Annotated in this window: 10 protein-coding genes; 6 read left to right on the forward strand and 4 right to left on the reverse strand. The window is 54.7% G+C overall.

All coding sequences use genetic code 11. The annotated features are described in order from the left end of the window. Positions 1 to 57: 57 nt before the first annotated feature. The 6 genes from OEV49_02315 (at position 58) to OEV49_02340 (ending at position 9134) form a co-directional block, all read left to right on the forward strand. Positions 58 to 3033, forward strand: a complete 2976-nt coding sequence (locus OEV49_02315; GenBank protein ID MDH3889893.1) for a T9SS type A sorting domain-containing protein — start codon at positions 58 to 60, stop codon at positions 3031 to 3033. A 151-nt stretch (positions 3034 to 3184) separates the two neighbouring features. Next, a complete protein-coding gene (locus tag OEV49_02320) occupies positions 3185 to 4693 on the forward strand; it encodes a serine/threonine protein kinase (GenBank protein MDH3889894.1) in 1509 nt (502 codons plus the stop codon). Positions 4694 to 4779: 86 nt separating this feature from the next. After that, a complete protein-coding gene (locus OEV49_02325; GenBank protein ID MDH3889895.1) occupies positions 4780 to 5832 on the forward strand; it encodes a hypothetical protein in 1053 nt (350 codons plus the stop codon). 38 nt (positions 5833 to 5870) lie between these two features. Then, the gene (locus OEV49_02330; protein MDH3889896.1) at positions 5871 to 7166 is read left to right on the forward strand and encodes a tetratricopeptide repeat protein; all 1296 of its coding nucleotides are present in this window, start codon (positions 5871 to 5873) and stop codon (positions 7164 to 7166) included. Next, entirely contained in the window at positions 7156 to 8289 is a 1134-nt protein-coding gene (locus tag OEV49_02335) for a hypothetical protein (GenBank protein ID MDH3889897.1), read from the forward strand. The genes OEV49_02330 and OEV49_02335 overlap by 11 nt, the downstream gene beginning before the upstream one ends. 11 nt (positions 8290 to 8300) lie before the next feature. Next, positions 8301 to 9134, forward strand: a complete 834-nt coding sequence (locus tag OEV49_02340; protein ID MDH3889898.1) for a hypothetical protein — start codon at positions 8301 to 8303, stop codon at positions 9132 to 9134. Between the two features lie 355 nt (positions 9135 to 9489). Here the strand turns inward: OEV49_02340 and OEV49_02345 are convergent, their stop codons facing one another. The 4 genes from OEV49_02345 to OEV49_02360 all read right to left on the reverse strand — a co-directional run bounded on the left by OEV49_02345 (position 9490) and on the right by OEV49_02360 (position 18263). Then, on the reverse strand, positions 9490 to 14067 hold the full coding sequence (locus OEV49_02345; GenBank protein MDH3889899.1) for a right-handed parallel beta-helix repeat-containing protein: 4578 nt from the start codon (positions 14065 to 14067) through the stop codon (positions 9490 to 9492). Positions 14068 to 14549: 482 nt separating this feature from the next. After that, positions 14550 to 15068, reverse strand: a complete 519-nt coding sequence (locus OEV49_02350; GenBank protein ID MDH3889900.1) for a hypothetical protein — start codon at positions 15066 to 15068, stop codon at positions 14550 to 14552. Positions 15069 to 15105: 37 nt separating this feature from the next. Beyond that, the gene (locus OEV49_02355; protein ID MDH3889901.1) at positions 15106 to 17316 is read right to left on the reverse strand and encodes a hypothetical protein; all 2211 of its coding nucleotides are present in this window, start codon (positions 17314 to 17316) and stop codon (positions 15106 to 15108) included. Between the two features lie 14 nt (positions 17317 to 17330). Beyond that, a complete protein-coding gene (locus tag OEV49_02360; protein MDH3889902.1) occupies positions 17331 to 18263 on the reverse strand; it encodes a hypothetical protein in 933 nt (310 codons plus the stop codon). Between the last annotated feature and the right edge of the window lie 9 nt (positions 18264 to 18272).

The following is an 18272-nucleotide window of genomic DNA, read 5'->3' on the forward strand; positions in this document are numbered from 1 at the left end:
ACAGACTATTCGATAAGGGCTACACGGGGGCAACCAAAACAAGAATGGAGTCATGTTATGTATAGATACATTTTCAGTTTACTGATTGTTGCCGCAGCCATGCTGTCGGCGACACCCGCAGCTCAGGCCGGGGTTTATGTCGAACTGGTCGACAGCATCACTGATTTAGATTACGACTATATCCCGTTCGACACGTCGGTTACGATCAAGGTCAAGATGGACAACGACGTCGGCGAAAACGTCACCTATATCTCTAACGCCGTTCGCATCTACTCACCACAAGGTGCAACATGGCAAACGCCCACCTTCGCGGCCGGCGACAGCCTTGATGTATACTTCGACTTCATGCAAGAACCTGAGGGATTCGACCTGGACGGCTCAGGCGATGATACAATTGGTATCCAAGGTTGGGCCTTTGGAACACCTGGCGTCCCAGACGGCTATGAGGGACTGGAACTCATGCGAATCTACATACGGGTCCCTACCAGTGGTGGTGGAGATACGCTCTGTATCGATTCGGTCGAATACCCGCCTTCGGGCGTCTGGCAATGGGACACCCCGACCCAGAGTGTGACACCCGGCTGGGGCGGGCCTTACTGCTATGCCGTCGGTGACCCAAGCTGCTATGCCAATGGTGACGCGAACAACGATGGTCTCGGCCTCTCGGTGAGCGACCTGAGCTATCTGATTGCCTACTTAAGCGGCAATGGTCCAGCCCCGCCGGTCCCGTACAAAGTCGATCTCAACGGGGACGGCGTCATCGACGCCGGCGATCTGCAGGTGTACAAAGACTACTTCATCTATGGACTTTCCGTTTTTGCACCTTACGGCGGTTATCCGGTCGCCTGTCCGTGCAATCCGGTCCTTGCCCCGGTGGCTGTGTACCTGCACAGTGTTGAAGGCGGCGGCAATCGAGGACCGGGTGAAATCGTGGCCGGCATCCCATTTGTCTTAAACATCGGTATCGGGAATCACTCCGAATCGAGTGTTACCGACATCTCAAGCGCCTTCAGAGTTTATTCACCCGATGGCGCGATTTGGGAGCCGTTGGCCTATGGTTTTCATTGGTCGTTCCCGGTAGAGTCGTTCTTTGACGTCTCTGCCATGGGTGAGTTCAGCAACGACGGCGTTGGTGAAGATATCGTCACCGTGTCCGCCCAGGCTACCGGCGCTTCGGGGCTACCAGCCGGCTACACCGGTCAGGAGGCGATTTGGCTTTCTACGGTGGTCGGTGCCTCGGAAGTGGGTAGAACCATCTGCATTGATTCCAGTTTTCATCCGCCGGACTTCACCTGGCAATGGCAGATGCCCTCAGTCGAGATGACGCCGGTATGGGACGGCCCACATTGCTTTGAGATTGTCGAATACACGTGGGATACACTGTACGCGCACGACGGCGAATATGCCACCTACGGAACTGCCCAAATTGCTCTTGATGGTGATTCGGTCAGTGTTGCCAATGTTGGCGCGGGTGGTAACGATGGAGTCACCATCGGTTTTGAGGAAACAGCCGGTGTCACCGTTCGTTTCGGTGAACAGGGTCCAATCCCAATGGGTACTGCCGTCAAGGGACTCAAACTTGTTCCGTTTCCGGAGTACTGCTGTGCCTATGACAACTACTCGGGCGGTGGTGCCACGCCGTGTATTGACCAGTATCCGTGCCCCAATGGATTCAGTCCACTGCCAGACCACACTTGTGCACCGGGAGCCAACAATCCGCACCTCTATTGCGCGCCGTTAATCGCAGTCGAAAACCGCGTTGCTGACAGATCCGTCGCAAGCGGTGCCGGCCTATCCATCTTCGGCGGGCCGAACAATGAAAGCGCGACCATAGTGCCCGATGGATGTGACGATCCGCTCGGATACACTCTCTATGTCTACAATAACACAGTTCTGGTTGATACTGTCGTCTGTGACAGCGGCACCACGATTACCACCGACAATGCTATGCCGACCGCGATGATCTTCGGCGACATGATTGGTCTATCCTACTCATCCACGATGGACTTTGTGGTCGGAGGCGACGTGTACATTGGTGATGAAATCCGCTCCCGCCCCAAGTCTGCCCAGCGCTCCGAGCTGATCTCGCGTATCGGAATCGTAGGGCGAGGTCTTGTCGCTGATCCCGAGCTGGCCTCTTTCAGCATTATTGACATTGAAACTGCGTCCTGCTGTGTAGTCCGCGGCGACTTCACCCATAACGGGAACGTCGACATCTCCGACTTGGTGAGTCTGGTCGACTTCATGTTTACCGGCGGACCCGGGCCGTTGTGCGATGAAGAAGCCGACCTCAACGATGACGATGGAGTCGATATAGCCGATCTGGTCTACTTCGTAGAGTTCATGTTCAACGGCGGTCCGACTCCGGTGCCGTGCGGTCAGTCAGCACCGATCAATAAACTGGTCGGTGAGGTGCCGGATATCTCGTTCGGTATCGAATACAACGGTGAGGCATCAACAGTCCTCATGAACTCAGCGATCGATCTGCGAGGTATCCAGCTTGAACTCAAAGGTGTCGGCCCGGCGCCTGAGAATCTGGTCGGCGATCATGTCGACATGGTTCATGGTCGGGACGGTTGGGTAGTGAGAGTCGGTTTGCTCGATCTTGACGGCGGCCAAGTGGTCAAATCCGATGTGAGGCAAATCATCCGGCTGGATGGTGAGTACACGCTGGAATCGGTAACCGTTGCCGATGAGCAGGCTCGCTCGATCAGGCCGAGAATTGGGCCGATAGCCAAGCACGAAGGGTTGCCTGCGGACTACGCGCTTGGCCAGAACTATCCAAACCCGTTCAACCCCAGCACTTCAATCGGCTTTGCGCTTCCCGAAGCGGCCGAGGTTCGGTTGGAAGTGTACAATCTTCTGGGGCAGCGGGTGGTATCATTGATAAATCAGCGGCTGGAGGCCGGTAACCACACCGTCCAATGGGACAGCCGCAACGAATCGGGCCAGGCGATTTCTTCGGGTGTCTATTTCTACCGCCTGGAGACGCCACGGTATACCAAGAGTAAGAAGATGATTCTGCTCAAGTAAATCAGGGGTGGTGAGAGTTTCCCGTCAACCCCTTCGGCGGGAAGCATGTAACCCGGCGACGTTGGTGTTCAGCGTCGTCGGGTTTTTGTTGTTGGGCACCCTTTCAAGATTTTGTTGTTTCGATATAGGACCTTGTTGTATAATGAAAGCCATGAATCAGGAATTTATAGGCAGCTACAAAATCCTTGAGAAGAAGGGTGAGGGGGGCATGGCCCAGGTATATCTGGCCGTGCACCAGGACGTGCCAAACCTGAAAGTCATACTGAAGGTCCTCTCCGATCCACGGCTCGGCGAGCGGTTCAAACAAGAGGCCGATAAGCTGGCCCTGTTGGATGGACATCCGAGCATCTGTCGGATCAAACACTTTTTCAGCCACGGTGACAATATCGTTATCGCCATGGAGTACATAGACGGCGCCACCCTTGAAGACAAAATCAAGTCGATGAATCGCTTTGAAGTGGGGGAGGCTGTCCAGGTAGCCAACGATGTTCTGGACATTCTCGCCTTTGCTCATCAGAAAGATATCTACCATCGTGACATAAAGCCCGGCAATATCATGATCGACAATGTCGGTCAGACCAAGGTGATCGATTTTGGAATCGCCAAAGGGAAGACCGATCCCAATCTGACCATTGCCGGTACCGCCTGCGGCACCCCGGCCTATATGGCCCCGGAACAATTCAACCCGACCGAGCAGGCCAACTATGCCCTGTGGGATATCTATGCCGTCGGCACCACGCTATACATGATGCTCTGCGGTCAGGTGCCGTTCACCGATGAGAATCCGTTCGCCATTCGCGATGCGAAGTTGTTTAACGATCCGCCCGCCCCGAGCGCACTGAATTCGAGTATCCCCAAACCGCTGGAAGAAGTAATCCTGAAATCTCTGGCTCGCGATGCCGACCGGCGCTACCAAACCGCCGAGCAGATGCAGGATGGCCTAAGCCCCTTCCTGTCCGGCGGCCCTACGAAGCGCCGAACGCCGTCCGGCGGGATGACAATACAGATACCGCCACCCAAACCGGGCGAATCAAAAAGGCGGTGGCTGGTGGTCGTAACCGTCGCTGCCGCGCTGGCTCTCACAGCTCCAATCTACCACTATGTAATCAAAGATAAATCGGCTTCGGATCAGTCTGACCCTGACGGCTCAGGCGATACTACCCTCGTTATCGACCAAACGGACCCGCCTTTCGAACCGCCGCAGGGGATTTTGGAAATCAGCGTCAAGCCTGAAGGCGATATCTACCTTGATGGCTCACTTCTGAAAGCAGGCGCGGATGCCTGGATGGTCGATGTCGACTCCGGACAGCACATCGTGCGTGTGGAAAACAATAAGGCCACTACAAAGGTCTTTGCAGATACATTTGCGATCTTGCCCGACTCGACTCAACGTCTCAACTATGCTTTTTCGATTCCGGAACCTCCACCACCACCACCGGAAGTGAAAGTATATAAGGTCAAAATCGGTTCACAATGGCGGAAAAAGGCCGAGGTCCTTATTGATAATGTGGCGCAAGCAGATAGTGCTCCATGGACGTATACCATTGTGGAAGGCGAACATAACATTCGCATTAAGTTTGATGATGAAACCGGAAGGCCACAAGACCTGGACACTACAGTCCAAATCGATTCTGACACACGTATCACTTTCCCCAAATAGGGTGAGTTGTAAGTACTTTACTCGCGCCGGGACATGGTCTATATTAATCTGATAATCAGAGGAAAACAATTCTCAAGGAGTTCATTATGACGAAACTCAGCGATTGCCGTGGGTTGTTCCCTGTGTTCCTGATAATCATCGCTGGATCATTGGCTGTGCCGTCGATTGCGTTTGGGCAGGATGCCGATTCGTTAATCGCCAAATTGGCCAAGTGCGCTGATCACTATTGGGAGGCAGAATTCGAGGAAGGCATAGAGCTTGCACAGGAGCTTTTGACTTATGACGGTCTCTTGGCTCGGGACAGTATTGCCATTTATGAGACGTTAAGCATCCTAAGCTATGCCAATGGTGAGTCTTATCGCCAGAAGTCAATCGAATACCTTAACAAAATGTCCCAGATAGGCCCCTGCGCCGTCCCGCTGCCCAGACATCCGTGGCCGCAGGAACTGCGCGACAAGTGGTACGAGATTGTCAACGGTACCGATGCCTTCGTTTGTTCGAGCGAATCCAAACCGGGCGTGAAAACAATTGCCATTATGGAATTCGATAACTTCTCGGTTACAAAATACAAAGAGGAGTTGGGGCCGATAGGCAAGGGTCTGGCCGATTGGTTCGAACACGACTTTGGCAAAATCAGTTCCCTTACGGTGATCGAGCGTGACAAGATCAATTTCGTTCTTGACGAACTCAAGCTGCAGGAGTCCGGTGCGGTAGACCGGGCTACGGCCGTGAAAGCCGGTAAACTGTTAGGTGCGCAGTTCATGGTCTTCGGATCGATCACCCAGATGGACAGCAAAAACACCGGCATGGTGGTCAGAGTTGTCAGTGTGGAAACATCCGAGATCGTGGCATCGGTCGACAAGCGCGGCAAGCCGGATTACTCCAAAATGGAGCAGGAGTTGGTGGTGGAATTGGCCGGACAACTCGATATCATGCTCGGCGACGACGTCAAGAAACTCATCGAAGAAGGCGGCACAGAATCGATGGATGCCACTACCTTCTATTCCAAAGGTCTTGAGTACTCGGATCGCTACGATTATCGGCAAGCCTACGAGTATTTCAAGAAAGCATACGAGCTTGACTCAAGTTTTACCGAGGCCAAGCAGAAGATGGATCTTTTGCAGCCTTTGGCGACTTGATTCATGCAGAAGGTGTTTGAACACGCTAGCGAGAGGTCATGATGCAAATCAAGACGATTACTTTTATGGTGCTCATCGCCGTGGCTGTGGTGGGATGTTCGCAGAGCCTGTACATGCAGGGGCGGCGGCATCTTCAGGCTGAGCGCTTTGATCCGGCGATTGATGCTTTCTACAAAGAAATCAGCGTCAACCCGAAAAACTCTGCTGCCTGGCGGGAGTTGGGCGTGGCCTACTATCAAAAGGGTGACCTCATCAAGTCTGAAGAAGCCCTCAAGCAGGCCAGCAACATCAAGCCGGATGCACGCACCCAACTCTATCTGGGCTTGGTCTACGAAAAACAGGAGTCGTTTGATCGAGCCATTATCGCCTACACCGCGTCTTTGAGCCTTGGGTCCAGCGGCAGGACGGCGGATGTGACGCGCGATCATCTCAAGCGGCTTGTGCATAAGAGTCAGCAGGTGGAGATCGCCAACGCTCTGGAGAATGAGGCGGAGATTGACGTCGGCTCCATCCCTGACAATACCATCGCTGTGCCCAGTTTCGACGGGACCCATCTACCGCCCGAATTAGCGCCGATCGCCCTCGGACTGGCCGAGTTTACGGCGGCCGATCTGGCCAAAGTGCGGGCTCTCACGGTTGTCGAGCGAGCCAAACTGAACATGCTTCTGGACGAACTCAAACTGAGTGCCTCCGGTGCGGTAGACCTCTCCAGCGCACCCCGGGTGGGGCGCATCATGAAAAGCAATCGCATCGTCACGGCCACTGTTCTTGCACTCGGTGAGGAAGGGCTCAAGCTTGACGGCACCGTCGTTTATACCTCCGACAGCTCCACTCGCGTTCCTCAGGGTGTCGAGGGTGAACTGAAAGACATCTTTGAATTGCAGAAGAGATTCGTGTTTAACATCATTGACAGTCTGGGCATAACGTTGACCGCCGACGAGCGGGATGCCATCGCCGAAGTCCCCACCGAATCCTACCTGGCCTTCCTGGCCTACTGCCGGGGGCTCGATTATCGCAACCGCGGCATGGAGTCGGCCGCTCGTTCCGAGTTTAACTCAGCTGTCGAGATGGATGCCGGGTTTGATGCGGCCAACACCGAGTTGAACACCGACGCCGGTTTCACATCAGGCGGTAACTACGAGCAGTCTTTTGAAACACTCGAAGGCGTCATCGGTCAATCCGGTGGATCAACCCAGGGTGACCCGGGGCTGGATTCTCGACTCACCGGTGTACTGGCAAACGGCGGTACAACTACCAACCCGAACTCGGACCAGACGCCGGCCCAGGCCGACAACGCTACGGTGATCATCAGGGGGGACCTCGATGCCGAATAAAAAGCTTGTTATGATCCTAACCCTGCTGGCAATCACGGGATTGTTCAAAGCAGAATCCGTTCAGGGGCAGATTGTCTATGGACGCCCGGCATCCGGCACCGCTGGTTTTGTCTACACGAGTTTCAGCCTCGAACAAAACTCGGCCAAGACCGACATTACACAGTCCGGGTTTCCGTTGCGCGGGTTTATTCCGCTTCAGGACAACATGGAAGCCACGGTGTATGTGGTGGCCTCATCGAACAGCATGGACATTGCCGGAAGCGATCACAGCTTATCCGGGCTGGGCGACCTAAGGTTGCAGGTCAGTCGTTCGTTCAGCGAAGACCAGCTGCTGCTCAGCGTAGGCGCCAATCTTCCGACCGGTAAAACAAAGCTGAATCGCGCAGATGAAACACCGGTGCTACAGATGCTGGCGCGGGATTTTTTGAATTTCTCACAACGCCGTTTTGGTGAAGGGTTTGGATTCAGTATTCTGCTGGGTGGAGCCAGGATGATTAGTGGTCTTCGTTGCGGCGCTGGTCTGACCTATCGCTTTATCGGCGAGTATGACCCGTATGAAGGAGTCGAAGGATACAACCCCGGCGATCTGATAAACTTCAACGCCGGTGCCGACTGGGAGAACGGTCCCACGACCGTCTCCGGCAATATCGTCGTCAGTTTCTATGGCAAGGACAAATGGAACGACAACGAAGTGTTCAAGGAAAGTTCGCAACTCAGCTTTGGCGCGGGCGTGAATCACTCGCTTGAGCGCTTCCGGGCAAACGGGTCGTTGAACTATATTCTGCGCGGACGGAACACGCTGTTCACGAAGGACACGTCGTCCGCATCGGCTGAGACGGAGGTGAAAATCTACGGCAACGAACTGGCCATGGCCGGCAATGTGATGTGGCTCTCACCCAACGGATGGTCGTATGGACCGTCTGCAATGCTGCGGATGATCGCAGCCAACGAGCAGGATTTCGAAAGCTCCACGATCATCGGATTCGGCGGTACCATCGGACGCAAGCTGGGTGACCGAGGCTCAGTGGAACTCGGTCTGAAATACTTCACCGGCTCAGCCGACGGCGGTGACATCGACCTCAGTGGATTGCAGATATCCACCGGGATCAGGATAACGAGGTAAAGGAGGGCGATATGTTGAAACCACCTGTTCTTAAAGCTGTTCGGTTGATCGCCCTTGTGGCGCTGGTGCTCTCTGCCTCAGGCTGTTCTGAAAAGGGATTGAATAACCATGACAGTAACACTTCGGTTGGGATGAGTCTCAAGATCACATCGCCCGGTCTTATCGACGAGGTTAGTGCCTTTCGGGTGATCGTTACCGCCGATGACATCGACCCGCCGATTGAGAGCCCCTTGACTATGACGGGTCGATACCTTGAGGGTAGCGTGGAGGTGCCGCCGGGTCCTGCCCGTACTTTTACGGTCGAAGCCGAGAACGTAGTCGGCGTCGTTCTGTATCGCGGTGACACCACGGTCAATATCGATCCCGATTCGGAAGTTGAACTAATGATCAGTCTGTTCCCCCAGGTATCGTTGACACGAGTATCGCCGCGTTATCTGGAGGTCCTGCCGAACTCGCAATTCGGTGTCGATGTAAGAGTTTTCAATATACCGGATTTGTACGGCATTGCCTTTCGTCTTCACTGGCAGGGCACGATTGTCTATCCCGACAGCGCCGCTTCATTGTTGCCGCTGGGTGTAGATCCGATTTTCGTGGATCGTATTGAACCCAATCTGGGATACTACGCCATCAGCGTCACCCAGACTGCCCAAGGTGTGCCGATTGTCGATGCTACCGGTCATGCCGATATTGCTCGCGTGTACTTCACCGGTTTCACACCGGATGTAGCCGCCGATACAGCATCGTTGACGGTAGAGGTGACCGGGTTGACCGACGCCCTCGGTGGCGAGATACCGATTGGAGACGTCTCTATCGACGGCAGTACGGTGGTGGTGGGAACGCCGTAGTTGTAGTTTTGGATCGGTGATATAAGCTGGCATAGAAAAGTCAGGACCGCGAAAGTCCTGACTTTTTCTGTAAGCAACAATGTAGGGTCCCGTGGTGTCGGTGCGACCCCACCCGACACCCGCCGTGCGACCCAAAGGCTGTCAGGCGAGTCAGCAAACCACGTCGGCTTTGCTACCTCATGGTGAGCGGAGTCGAACCATGAAGGCATGGTAAGATTCACCCTGCGACTCCGCTCAGGGTGAGGTCTGAAGTAGCTGCCCGCTACATTTCAGTGCACCCTCTGCTACGAAATAAAGGCACGTCTCGGAAAGACGTGCCCTGCACTCGTTTGGATGTACTGTTTTGCAGTCAGTCCTACTTCAGCAACAACATCCGCTTGGTCTCGCTGAAGTTGGATGTTTCCAGCCGGTATAAGTAGATGCCACTGGCTACCGGACTACCCCCCTGGTCGGCTCCGTCCCAGTCGGCTTCTGAGTAACCAGCCTTCACCGTAGCACTGATCAAAGTTGCGACTCGCTGTCCCAGCATGTTATAGATCGACAGGGTTACCTGACCGGATGACGGCAGGTAGAAGCGAATTGTCGTGAAGGGGTTGAACGGGTTGGGGTAGTTTTGATAGAGTTCCACATCGGTCGGCAGAGCCGCTTCAGTAGCCGGTGAATTCAGCAGCGCCTGTAGCATCTCACGCATGGCTGTCTTGCCCGCACCTTCCGGGCATGTAACCACGGCCTCATACAGAGCCGTTAATACTGTCTGATCCTGAGTAGCCAACGATGCTGCCAGGTTGTCGGGGGGCGCTTTGTCATTGTCTGACACGGTATGGGAAGACGACCAGTTTTCTGTTATGCCGCAAATGTCATCGGCATCGACAACACCGGAACCGTCGCCGTCGGCGTAAGCTCCACCGGCCGGGCTCCAGCGTTCACCGCCGAAGGCGATGTGCCCCGGTGCCATGGCCCAATTCAGGTCGGGGATTTCATTGCGAGCCGGTCCCGTGTTGCCCCAGAAAAGTCCCAACGGTAAGACATCGCGTTCATCGACGATGCCGTCATCGTTGGCGTCACCCGGATAAACCGCTGTGCCGGTGGCAAACGTTTCAACGTAAAGCTGATCCAACGAATAACCAGCCAGATCGTGCAGGCCGGGATTCAAAGTAATGCCGATAGTGTCTTCAGATTCCAGGTAGCCTGATGCAGCGCCAATCAACAGGTGTCTCTGGTCGGCTATGTAGCGGTAACCGAGCGTCGTGCCCTTGGCACTGCTGAAGACGAGATTTGCCGAGAGCGTGGTCTGATCAATGCCTTCGTTAAACTGAATCTGGATCGAATCAGAGACCAGGATATCGTCGGCCGCTCCGGGGGAGGGTTGCATGGCCTGCACGGTCAGTTGGCGATTGGATACCGTTATCACCAGCGATTCGGTGACCGATGCGATGCCGTCGGATGCTGTGAATTCAGCTTGGTAAGTGGCATCGACGTCGTTGTGGTCCGGCGTAAAGCGCAATGTGCCCGTGCCCGGCGTACCGTTGTCGAATGTAGCTGTTGACGGTACTCCGTTCCAGTCAATCGTCGGCTGAATGGCGTCATTGTCAGTTGCCGTTACCACAAATGTCAGCGGTTCTGCTTCAATGAGGTTCTCATCGCTGAAGTCGGAGGTGAACTGCGGTATGCTGTTGATCGTTATGCCGACTACAAGATCGGTTGTCTGATAATCATCGTCGGCTGTGACCGTTATATAGTGTGTGCCGCCAAGCTCAGGCACCGGCGACCACTCAAATCGTGAAACACCGTCACTGACCGGCAGGAAGACCGACCCGGACGGCGGGTCGAATATTCCCAGAAGTGGGACCACCCCCGGCAGTGGTGTTGTCGCCGTGAATGTTATGCTCAGGTTGTCTCCAACATTGACCGCTATCATCAAGGGATCACTTCCAGTGATCGGATGCGATGAGCTTCCCACCAGGAGGGTAGGCGGATCGACATCGGTGATAGTCAGAGTCACGCCGACATACTGCGGTGAGTTGAGCGCATCGTCGCTCATGATCACAATAGTGTCTTCATAGATTCCCGGCAGCAGGCCGATTGGGTCGACGCTGACCGAAACATCACGCGGCGGATTCACCGAGAACTGAGATTCAGAGAGTTGCAGCCAACTCTGCCCATGACTAAGTTGACAAGAGAGCATACCGCTACCGGAGTTGGAGATCGTTAACACTTGTGGGTCCGGTGATGAATTTGCACCGTATTGTGACTCGAAGTTCAACAGCGAAGGTGCGACCGATATCTCACCGGCCGTCAGAGTCAGAGTCACCGGAACGATTTGCGGCGAGTTGATTGCATCGTCGCCGACTACGACCAGGGTGTCGTAATAGATGCCACCGGGCAGGCCGCCCTTGTCGACGCTTACCAGTACGGACGACGGAGCAACCCCGGCAAGGAGGTTGACATTCAGCCAGCCGCTCTTTTTTGTAAGTGTCCAGTAGAGAATGCTGCCGCCGAGATTGCTGATCTGCAGGTTCTGTGCAGCCGGGTTGGGACCATCAGCCGCCGCAGCGAAGGTAAGGGGTGTGGGGGAGAGGCTCAGCTCCATAGCGCCACAACCGATGTCATAGGCGCCGATTGTTGCACATGGATTATTGACATCGGCCACCGGCGAGTTTGCGGTTACCTGGTAGTCGTCGTTAGCGGCATTGCAGAAGAGAGGATCAGCCGAAATGTTTCCGTTCAGCCCGAGTTGAGACGCCAGGCTCCCGGTCCAGTCACCGCCGGCATTGCCGTAGATATCGGTGCAGCCGATTTCGATCCAGGCAAAAGACTCCAGGTAGATTGCCTGGCCTTCGGTCGCGAAGGCCAATAAACACCGAGAGATACCTGCTCCAGCCAGTGCTTGTGTCTGCCCCGTGCGATCTTTTGATATGCTGGCATCAGATTCGATATAGAAAGCACTCCCCGTATCGGCGGCATTGTTCACGAATGTACAGCCAACGGCCGATGCAGTCGAAGACCAACTCAGGTACACAGCGCCGCCTCTGTACTGGGCCGTGTTGCCGTCGAACAGGCCGCCGAGAATGTCGACATCAACACCCGAGGCATAGATGCCGCCGCCATAGTAGCCCTGATTGCTTTCAAGAGTACAGTCGTCCACCGTTATGAGATTGCTGCCGGAGTTGCCGCTGATGTACATCCCGCCGCCATAGTCCCACTGGCTACCATTGCTTGAGAAAGTGCAGACGTTCAGAATGACCGAGCTGTTCCAGGTGTAAAGACCGTGGCCCTCGTTGTTCTGGAAAGTGCAGTGTGCAAAACTGGGTGTCGAGGAGTTGTAGATTTCAACTCCTGTCCCTTCACCTTCATAGCCGATGCTGTTAGAGAAGGTGGAATTAGTGACCTGAGTGGTGCCATTGGTGCCACTAAGGCTCAGGGCGTAAGCCTGGTTTTGGAAAAAATTACATTCATCTATCACGACGTTGCCGCCGTTGTCGGCACGTACTCCCCACCATTGATTGTTGCGAATGTTGCAATTGGTAACAGTCGGACGGGCGCCGTTGGTGGCGTAGATGCCACCTTGCGTACACTGTTCGATTACACAATTCTCGATCGTCGGCCATGCGCTTTCGCACAGGATTGCACCGCTGCTGAAGGTTCCGTTGGTGCCGTTACGGATGGTGAAGCCATTCACAACCGTTCCCGCGCCGGTGTACAAGTCAAAGTAGAAGGCGCGGCCGGCATTCTGGCAATCGATGACTGTCGAGGCGGGCCCGCTCTCGGACCGAACCTGTATTGACTTGTCACCGAACCCGCTCAGATTGCGGTTACCGGTCCCGGTGTAGGTGCCGGGGGCAACCAGTACTTCACCGCCGCGGAAGATAGGTATGGCCGATATAGCCGACTGGATGGTTGGAAACTCCGAGGGAACCCGGTAAGGTCCATCGACCGCGAACTTATTGGCCTGAGACCAGCCGCTCCAATCTTCTGTCGGACCCCAGGCCGCTACCCGCCAATAGTAGGTGCCGTTTGGCATGTAAGCTGAATCGTAGCTGGTACCTTCGTACCATCCCTGCCAGACATTGGGGCTGGCAAAACTCGGGTCATCGTCGACCTGTAAATCATAGGCCACGGCACCGGCACTGGGTTGCCAATTGAAGGCAGGGTAGTGGGCTTCGGTGCTTGATCCGTCGCCGGGAGATATTAGAACCGGCACGGCCGGCGGGACGAGATCACCTTGGACAATCACCCGGACATAGTCAAGCGAGAAGGGATCGAAGAATGGTGAGACGTCGATAAATTGCATGTCAAATCGAGCATCAAGAATACCATCAGCGATCAGAGCTGGACTGACGCCATAAGTAAAAACGCCTGATCCCCAAGCACCCTGATTCGGAATGGCGGCAAAGCCCGTAGCTTCAACTCCGTCCAGGTACAACCGGGTAGGACCGAGGCCGAAGTTGGACCAGGCGTTTTGCTGAAGTCCCGATACATCGATACTGATCCAGGCTGTGTCGACATTGGTAAACATTTGTGGATCGAAGCTAAATCGTAGCGTGAAATCGCTTTGAGAAAACGACTGGTAGTCGGTGTGTCTGGCATACGTGTCGTTTCTCTCAGCCGTCGTTCGATTGTCGAACAACCAGTTAAAATCGGGGTCGTTAGAAAACGGCAGGGTCGCTCCGTCGGGGTAATTGAACCCATAGCCGTAACCGTCGTTATCACCGACCGTAATCCAGAGGCTGTATTTGGCCGCCGACAGGTGCCTGAGTTCAGTCTTGCTTTCGATGGCCAGGTCGGAATCCGGACCGAGCATTTCGACATCAAGCAGTTGATCGCTGGTTGGAGCGTATATGGCCGCACCTTCAAATTCAGGACGCGGACCGGCTGCTTGCACAAGGCTGGCTGAAGCCAGTGTCAGAACCAATCCGAGCGCAAGAAAGCCCATCTGAGACATTCGGTGAGATCGCATAAAGCGTTGTAAATCCATTATTTAAGACCCGGTTATAGGGTGAGGAAGACTCCTTATCAATTCATTATAAGCTAACAGGTTTGACGGATCAGTCAAGATCATTGTTTGAACAAACTGAGGCTACCTGGCAGTAATCTGATGCCCCGGAAACCGAGATGCGGCGGGGGTACGAAAGCCATTCATGGCCGCAAAGCGAGGTTTCGACACCCTTGGCTGATGCGCGTTGTCTTCGTAGGTCAGGAGCCCTGTGCACCTGACATTGTCGGCGGGTTCACGCCGCGGCGCGCAGGCGAAGACGGACCCGCCCTACTTGTCGCTTGGCCGTGTCAGGCGGGGTCGCCCAACACCACCTACGAAACTGGCTAACCCGGCAGAACTGACCTGGTTATGAAAACGCGCGAAGCGCAAAAGACCCATTTATGGGCTGGCCTCAGCCAGTCAATCAGCTAATCACTTTTTTAGTCCATCAGGATGACAATGTCCTCAGCGATTTCAGCCTTGAACGGCTGGTCGGCCGGTATTTCACCCTGTCCACCCTTGATAAACAGGCCGAAAATCAACAGCCAGGAGACCAGCTTTTTGCTCTTTCCAGCCGCCGAAATCTCGTCAACGGCTTTAAGCATGATTTTTTTGTCCCCTTCAGCCTCGTAGCTTGAGCCCGGTTCCAACTCCAACAGTTCGAGTTCAATACTACCCGGCTTGCCACCTCGTCCGGCCGGCGTTACCGACTTAACCCGCGCCGATCCGGAGGTACCTTCCTTAACCACCGTGAAGCCGCCAAAAGTAATCGGCGAGCTGAGACGGATAGGAACCAGATCGCCGGGAGCAACGTACTTGGACGAGACGTCCTGGCTGAATACAATTTCGACGGCATGGCCGGCGGGAAGTTCGATGTCGGCGGAGACATTTCCAGTGACAGCTACAATTAGGGCCAGGGCCATCAAGAGACTGCTTAGTATGCTGCGAATTCCTTGCATAGGTCACTCCTTATTAGACTTCATCGAGACCCCGAACTTACCATTTCGGCAGACGTTTTTTTGGGTCTTCTTCGAAGCTAAAACTGATTTGCTGACCGGACGCGGCCATGGTAATGATCTCTGTCATCTCGACTATGGCGAAATCACTGGTCAACTCGGCCAGCGCTTTGTATGATTCGCCCCAGCTTTCATCGCTGCCGCCGTGGTCTTTTTCGTGGAGAGCGATGAAAATGCGGTCACCCTTTTTCCAGATAATACTGGCCGGGCGGTTGATCCTGATCTGTTGCGGACGCGGCCATTCACCCGCTTTGCCTGCGCCTTCGATTTTGATATGAACGTGATGACCGGGGGGACAGTTGGACAGCGTAAAACGATACTCCCGGTCTTTGTCAAACGCCTTGGCATCTTTCAGATATTGATCGATCCTTGCCACGTCCTCCTGGCGATCGGGGTCGGAAGCCAATTGACCACGGTAGCTTCGGAGTTTCTTGACCGCTGTGCCCAGAAGGTACTCGGCGTCGGTTCGTTCTGACAGTTGGGCCGAGAAACTATCGAACTCGCCGGTCGTCTTCTGATGAACGACCTCGCGCTTCTGCTCAAGTTCACGCGAGTTGACGATATCCAGCATGGCCTGCCCAAGCTGCTTGATCTCGGCCGATGGTTTGGGCGTCATTGTCGGATAGACATCGACCTGCCGGACAATCGCATTCCAGGCATCAGCCGACTGGTTCTGCACCAGTGCAGCTTTGAACAGACCCCAAAGTTCGATGGCGCGGCTACTGGGGGAGAGCAGCGATGAGCCTTCGGGTGATTGCGCGTAGTGCGCGATGGCTGTCTCAATCGAGACCACCTGCTCAGTCGACACCACAGTGTCACCGGTTGCGGCAGGTTTGGGCCAACGGGTGGAGTCGCGCACGATATTTGTCAGATCACCGATTGACTTGGCCAGCCGGGAAAGATCGGCTGCTTCTGAAATGTTCTTGTAGAAGTCGTGCAGGTATCCGGCCTGTACGGCGTGGTCGGGAAATACCCAGGTGGCAAACTTTGATCGCGCAAACGAATTGTATTGATCGCGAAGGTCATTGCGTGCTTTCTTTGGTATCTCGGCTACAGTGATTCTCCCCTCCCAATGGCGGTCCTCAAGCGCCGAGATGCGATTGAGCTTCAGGTGGAAGTTGTACAGATGCGGTACCGACCAGACGACGGCAAACAGGATGCTCAGAGTGACCACCCACCGCGACAGTTTGCGGAATGCTTTCAGTCGTCGGTTGCGTATGATCGACTTAAGAAGCCAATAGAACGGTTCACGCACACCCACCGGTTGCATCTTGTCGGGTGGTTTGTAAAGTGACCGGCCGACATCGGTGCCTATCTTGACCGGCGCCACGCCGGTGTTTGACGAGAAGAACACCTGAAAATCGAGCGTCCGTCCAACGATCAGTTTCAGAAAATCCTTCAGCTTGACCAGCACATCGCGCACCGAACCGGCCCAGGCAGAATTGGAGGCGATTCGGTTGGAAGAGAGAATTTTCTCCAGGAAAATTTCGTAGTCTTCGGCCAGAAAGTGCTCCTGATCGGCTGAGACCAGAACAGTCTGACCCTCCCCGGAGAATCCGGGCAGCACGTCGGCTTTGGTGACCACCAGGGCGACCGGTATGGGCAGCCGACCACCGCCCGGCGCTAAGGCTTCGCACATATTAACAAACGAGGCTACGTGCGCCTGACACTGCAACTCGGCGCCGAGCATCTTGGGATCGAAGAAGAACAAAATCCCCTGACAGCCCTGCATAAAGTCTTTGACCTTTTCGGCCAGCTCGTGGTGCTCCTGAATGGAGACTGCTTTGCCATTGTAGTCGAAGGCCACCACCGGAATATTCTTCGCACGATCCAGAATAGTATTGAATTGCAGAATCTTCTCGCCGGGTGTGGCCGGGGGAAACTTCTTGTCTTCTCTGAGGTCGACCATAGTACCGGCCGTGTCCGATGTGCCCAATCCCCAGATGGCGCGATAGTTGGACAGGAACTCGCCGGCCGTGGGGTTGTCGGTAACCGAAAGACCGAGGTCCTTGGATACTTTGCATTCTTCGTTGAGAACCGTGAAGTAAACTGTCTTGCCGGAATTGGCGTGACCGAAAACACCGATCCGCATTCCGGGCGGCCACTCAATACCGGACGAAGCTGCCGGGGCGCCTCCTTTGGGAACGTGTTTGGCGCCCTTCTTGCCCAGCTTTAGTATCTTCTTAAACACAGTTCAACCGTTCCTCATCCGCCGCCCTTGAGTTCGGTAAGGTGGGTGCGCATTTTTTCAAGTTTGTCCTGCCGGTATTGACTCCACTTGAGCGGCACGTACAAAGCCAGCAACAGAAACAGTATGATGACAACTCCATAGAACCCATAGGCAGGATTACGTTGCGACAGCGACATCCTGAAATAGCGCGAGCTTGAGAACACACCCGTGAGTTTCCCGCCCAGTCCACCCAGGAAGGCCCCCACCCGAGTCCAGAAACCGCCGGACTTGACCACGTATCGCCACTGCTTGAGATGATAATCAAAGAGCGGACTGCGGTCGGCCAGTTTGGCAAAACCTTCTATCCGGTGAACATGAAACTCAAGGCTGGACCGATCCTGCATCAGTTCTTTACCCATCTGGAGTCTTCTGCGAGCCAGTTCCAGGAACTTCAAAGGATCGGCCAGGGCGTTAAAGGCCTCCGGGCTGATCGACGTTTGCAGCGGCTTACCAAAGGTATTCATATACCGCGCCATCTCACCAAGGAAAAACATACATAGCGGATAGTTGTTGTTCATCGACCCATCGCGAAACAACAGCGGTGTCAGATGTTTTTCAATGAACGGTACATCCTGTTTTACGGCGCGCAGGCCGCGAACGTATGTGTAGGCGCGGTTGGACTGGCCGTCGATATCGGCCTCGGCTTCGAAAAATGCAACCAACACCTGTACCGTAGTCTGGCGGAGATCGGAACTTGTCAGGGGTGCCTGTTTGATTTTCTCAAGCAGGAACTGATCCAGTTCCACCGCCTTATCACGTTGCTGACGCAACGCCTGAAAAACGGCGCCGATGCCTGAGTAGGTTTGCAGAAACGCTTCCGTTGCAAATTGCTGCGGGTTGGTTTCGAAGTTCTCCAGGTATCTGAAGAGGTCCTCGACATAAGATTTGACAGCGAGTCGGTTATCCATCACTACCAT

This window comes from Candidatus Zixiibacteriota bacterium (assembly GCA_029860345.1).
GTDB lineage: Bacteria > Zixibacteria > MSB-5A5 > GN15 > FEB-12 > JAJRTA01.